The 5,132-nt window shown below is 67.8% G+C and carries 4 protein-coding genes; 2 read left to right on the top strand and 2 right to left on the bottom strand.

Features of this window, described 5'->3' with window-relative positions; translation table 11 throughout:
• Both AC04L7_RS12020 and prpE read left to right on the top strand, forming a co-directional pair.
• Positions 1-987, top strand: a 987-nt coding sequence (locus AC04L7_RS12020; RefSeq protein ID WP_475513079.1) for an alpha/beta hydrolase family protein, incomplete at its 5' end; no start/stop codon positions are given.
• A 152-nt stretch (positions 988-1,139) separates the two neighbouring features.
• Complete coding sequence (prpE, locus tag AC04L7_RS12025) at positions 1,140-3,041, top strand: propionate--CoA ligase (protein ID WP_475513080.1); 1,902 nt, start codon at positions 1,140-1,142, stop codon at positions 3,039-3,041.
• 3 nt (positions 3,042-3,044) lie between these two features.
• Here prpE and AC04L7_RS12030 read toward each other — a convergent pair whose 3' ends face one another.
• Entirely contained in the window at positions 3,045-4,451 is a 1,407-nt protein-coding gene (locus tag AC04L7_RS12030; RefSeq protein ID WP_435997263.1) for a M14 family zinc carboxypeptidase, read from the bottom strand.
• An 82-nt stretch (positions 4,452-4,533) separates the two neighbouring features.
• Positions 4,534-5,132, bottom strand: a 599-nt coding sequence (locus AC04L7_RS12035) for a citrate/2-methylcitrate synthase (RefSeq protein WP_475513081.1), incomplete at its 5' end; no start/stop codon positions are given.

Raw genomic sequence — 5,132 nt, forward strand, 5'->3', positions numbered from 1 at the left:
GTCTTCGTCAGCTTCGAGGGCGACGACACCCGTCGCCTGTTCACCTGGCACCAGTCGCCGAAGGATCCGCCGAACCTGCAGCGCCGCATCCTCGCGGACGCCATCGAAGGCGCGGCGCCGGCGGAAGCCGCCGTACGCTCCGAGCCGATGCCGCTGACCCGATTCCCGGATCCCACGCCGCAGGTGCGGGACATCAAGAAGCGGCTGGTGACGTACAAGCGCAAGGACGGCGTGGACTTGTCCTTCACCCTTTACACGCCGCCGGGGTACCAGGAAGGCACGCGCGTGCCGGCGATCCTGTATGCCTACCCGATGGACTATGCGGACCCGTCGAAGGCCGGTCAGGTAAGCGGTTCGGAGCAGACCTTCACGCGCCTGTCGAACTACCGCCTGTTGCTGCTCGCCGGCTACGCGATCATCGACAACGCGTCGTTCCCGATCGTCGGCGACCCGAAGACGGCCTACGACACCTACCTGGAGCAGCTGGTCGCGAACGCGGAAGCTGCGGTCGACAAGGCGGTCGAACTCGGCGTGGTCGACCGCGGCCGCATCGGCGTCACCGGACACAGTCACGGCGCGCTAATGGCGGCCAACCTGCTGGCGCACTCGGACATGTTCCGTGCAGGCGTGGCCTCCAGCGGCGGCTACAACAAGACGCTGACCCCGTTCGGCTTCCAGAACGAACGCCGCTCGTTCTGGGCGGCACCGAAGGTGTACGACCAGGCCTCGACGTTCTTCCACGCCGACAAGGTCAACGAACCGCTGCTGATCGTGCATGGCAGCGACGACGCCAACCCGGGCACCGAATCGCTGCAGTCGCCGCGGTTGTTCCAGGCCATCCGCGGCACGGGCGGCACGACACGGCTGGTGATGCTGCCGTTCGAGCCTCACTGGTACACGGCGCAGGAATCGAACGAGCATTTCATCGCCGAGATGCTGGCCTGGTTCGACCGTTACGTGAAGCCCGAGCCCGCGACGCGGAAGTAATGCCCCGTCGCTGTGGCTTCAGGGAAAACGCCGGGCCCATGCCCGGCGTTTTTCTTTTGGGTGCGACGGAATGTCCCATGCGACCAAGGTAGGAAGGTGGCGGCGGCGGGGCGGGTCTATGCTGATCCCGGTGTCGGATCCGGGAGGTTCGCATGGCATACGAAGACGTGTATCGGCGCTCGATCGAGCAGCCCGAGGCCTTCTGGGGTGACGAAGCGAAGGCCATCCATTGGCACGTGCCGCCGCGGCAGGTGCTGGAGTATTCGCAGCCGCCATTCCGTCGCTGGTTCGTCGGCGGCCAGACCAACCTCTGCTACAACGCGGTGGATCGCCATGTCGCCGAGCGCGGCAACCAGCTGGCGCTGGTGGCGGTGTCCACCGAAACCGATGTCACCCGCGAAATCAGCTACCGAGAGCTGTACCGCGAAGTGAACGCCTTCGCCGCCGTGCTCAAGCGGCTCGATGTCGGCCGTGGCGATCGCGTGGTCATCTACATGCCGAACATGGCCGAAGCCGTGTTCGCGATGCTGGCCTGCGCGCGCATCGGTGCCGTGCATTCGGTGGTGTTCGGCGGCTTCGCCGCGCACAACCTGGCCCTGCGCATCGACGATGCGCAACCGAAGCTGTTGATCTCCGCCGATGCCGGCAGCCGCGGCGGCAAGGTCATTCCCTACAAGCCGCTGGTCGACGAGGCATGCGCGAAGGCGAGCACGCCTCCGGCCAAGGTGCTGATCGTGTCGCGCGGCCTGGATGCGGCAGAGCCGAAGATCGCCGGTCGCGATGAGGACTATGCGACGTTGCGCACCGCCGTCGGCGATGCCGAGGTGCCGGTCGAATGGCTTGAATCGAACGAGCCCAGCTACCTGCTCTACACCTCCGGCACCACCGGCAAGCCGAAGGGCGTGCAGCGCGATGTCGGCGGGTATGCGGTCGCCCTCGCGCTGTCCATGCGCACGGTGTTCGACGTGGGGCCGGGGCAGGTGATGTTCTCCACATCCGACGTCGGTTGGGCGGTGGGGCATTCCTACAACGTGTATGGCCCGCTGATCGTGGGCGCGACTTCGGTGCTCTACGAAGGGCTGCCGATCACGCCCGATGCCGGCATCTGGTGGGCGCTGTGCGAACAGTACGGCGTGCGCACGATGTTCTCCTCGCCGACGGCGGTTCGCGTGCTGAATAAGCACGACATCGATTTCATCAAGCGCCACGACCTGTCCGAACTGAAATACCTGTTCCTCGCGGGCGAGCCGCTCGACGAGCCGACAGCGCACTGGATCACCGATGCGATCGGCAAGCCGGTGATCGACAACTACTGGCAGACCGAGACCGGGTGGCCCGCGCTGACGCTGCTGCCGGGCCTGGACATGAAGCCCGTGCGGTTCGGTTCGCCCGGGTTCCCGAACCTTGGTTACAGGATGAAGGTGATAGACGAAAGCACCGGCGAGGAAGTTGGACCCGGCCAGAAGGGCGTGCTGRTCATGCAGCCGCCGTTGCCGCCCGGCTGCATGACGACGATCTGGAACGACGACGCGCGCTTTCTCACCAGCTACTTCAGCCATTTCAAGGAACTGCTGTACAGCTCGCTGGACTGGGCGATCCGCGACGAGGACGGCTACACCTTCATCCTCGGCCGCACCGATGACGTCATCAACGTCGCCGGCCATCGCCTGGGCACGCGCGAGATCGAGGAATCCGTGTCCGGCTTCCCTGCCGTGGCGGAGGCTGCCGTGATCGGGGTGGCCGACGAACTGAAGGGCCAGGTGCCGGTGGTGTTCGCGACGCTACGCCAGGCCACCGACGAGCCGCATGAACGCGTGCAGGCCGCCGATGGCATGCGGCGCACGGTAGAGCAGAGCCTGGGCGCGGTCGCGCGGCCGGCGCGCGTCTATATCGTCAACGCATTGCCGAAGACGCGTTCGGGAAAGCTGCTGCGGCGCTCGCTGCAGGCGCTGGCGCAGGGTGCGGATCCCGGCGATCTCTCCACGCTGGACGATCCCAATGCGCTGGAGGAAGTGAGGCGCGCGCTGCAGCGCGGGCCCGAGGTCGGCAGCTGACGGTCAGCGCGCCGGTGGCGCGGGTGTCGCCGGGTCCACACTTCCGTCGAGCGTCCACACTACGTCACGGCCCTGCGGATCGCGGCTCAGCACGAAGCGCGCGCTGGCGCCCGGCGTGAGCGGCAGGGGCGAGCGCGGTTCGTCGTTGTCGCCGTCGTCGTTCGCTTCGATCACCGTGCGTTCGCCCTCATGTCCCGGGATCGGCACGATGAACAGGTCGCGTGCGTCCAGGGTGCGGCGTGCCTTCTTGGTGCCGAGGTCGCCGATATCGGCGATGGCGCCGTCGGTCTCCATCAGCGGATTGCGGAAATTGACCAGCAGGTCGGCCTTCGTCGGCGGACGCCCCGGCACCGACAGCGTGCCGCCACGCACCAGCAGATCGGGCCACACATCGCCGTTCTCCGGCAGTTCGCGATAGAGCGCAGGCGCTACGCCCACGTGGCTGCCGGTCGCGATGCTGTCCAGCGCGGCCACCAGGCCGAGGAAGTAGAGCTTGCGCAGACGCTGCTTCTGCACGTCGCCCTCGATGCCGCCCGCTTCGATCAACACCGTGCTGGCGCCCCACTGCGTGGTGAGGTCGCCGAACGCGCGCGGGTCGAAGGTTTCGTCCCAGCGTGCGATATGGCCGGCCAGGTAGGGTTCCAACGCCGTGCGGATCACGCCTGCCACTTCGATGGCGCGCGTGCGCACATCGTTGACATCGGCGGCGTGGTTGTAGGGCGGCGACAGCAGCGCGATGGCGGTGCCGCGATCGGAGTCGCCGGCGCGATAGCCGACGCGCTGGTCGTGCAGGTTGAAGCCGTACATCGGTTTCACCCGGTCGTACAACGCCTTCAGCGTGCGCGCTTCCGGCGTCGCCAGCATGCGCGCATCGCGGTTGAGGTCGATCCCCTGCACGTTGCGTCGCTGGAAGCGCGCAGCGCCGTCGGGATTGACGATGGGGAAGACATGCAGCGTGGTGTTCGCGCGCAGCTGCCTCGCCAGCGGATGGTCGGGATGGTCGCCGAGAAAGCGGAACAGGTCCGCCAGCGCCATCGACGCCGTACTCTCGTCGCCATGCATCTGCGACCACAGCAGCACGGGGATCCTGCCTTCGCCCCAGCGCACATGGCGCAAGGGGCGGTCCTCGACGCTGCGGCCGATCTCTTCCACGTGGAAGCCGTGCGTACGCGCCAGCAACGGCGTCGCGACCGACCACCAGTGTTCCGCGTTGAACGTGCGGTCCTCCAGGCCGGCGACGCGCAGTTCCGCGTCGTAGAGCGCATCGAGCCCCGATAGCCACGCCGGGGGTGGGGGTATCGCGGTCGGGGCCTGCGTCGACGCATCCGCACGTGGCATGTCGGTGTTCCGGGCGATGGTGGTGGGGATCATCATCGTCAGCAGCAGGCACAGGGCTAGGGTGGGGCGCATCACGGCAGCAGCAGGAGCGGTCGCTTGCAGGGTCGGTGCATGCGTCATCGATGTCAAATCCGTGCGGGGCAGCGCCACCGCGTCATGCCGACGGTGCCGATGGCGTGATGCCGGTGTAGCGCGCACGTGGACGGATCAGGCCGCCCATCGCCTGTTGTTCCAGCGCGTGCGCCAGCCAGCCGGCGAGGCGGCCCGCGGCGAACATCACCAGCGCGGGCGTCGCCGGCAGGCGGTTCAGGTGGCAGATCGCCGCCAGCATGAAGTCGATGTTCGGGCGCAGGCCGCTGATGTCTTCGGTAGCGGCGATCAGCGTTTCCAGTGCGGCCATTTCGCGCTCGCCTGCGTGGCGTTCGCGAGCGCGCGCCAGCAGCTCGGCACCGCGCGGATCGCCCTGCGGATACAGCGCATGGCCGAAGCCCGGAAGATCATCGCCACGCTGCCAGCGCTCGCTGATGAAGCGGCGCGCGTGGCCGGCGTCACGGGCATCGGCGATGAGTGCGTACGCACGCGCCGTCGCGCCGCCATGGCGCGGCCCGGACAGCGCGGCGAGGCCGCTGCAGACGGTGGCGTGCAGATGCGCGCCGGTGGAGGCGACCACGCGCGCCGCGAAGGCCGAGACATTCAATTCGTGGTCCGCGCAAACGACCAGCGCGGCACGCACGAGGTCGGCGAACCCGTCGT

This window comes from Pseudoxanthomonas sp. LjRoot204_2 (assembly GCF_056175765.1).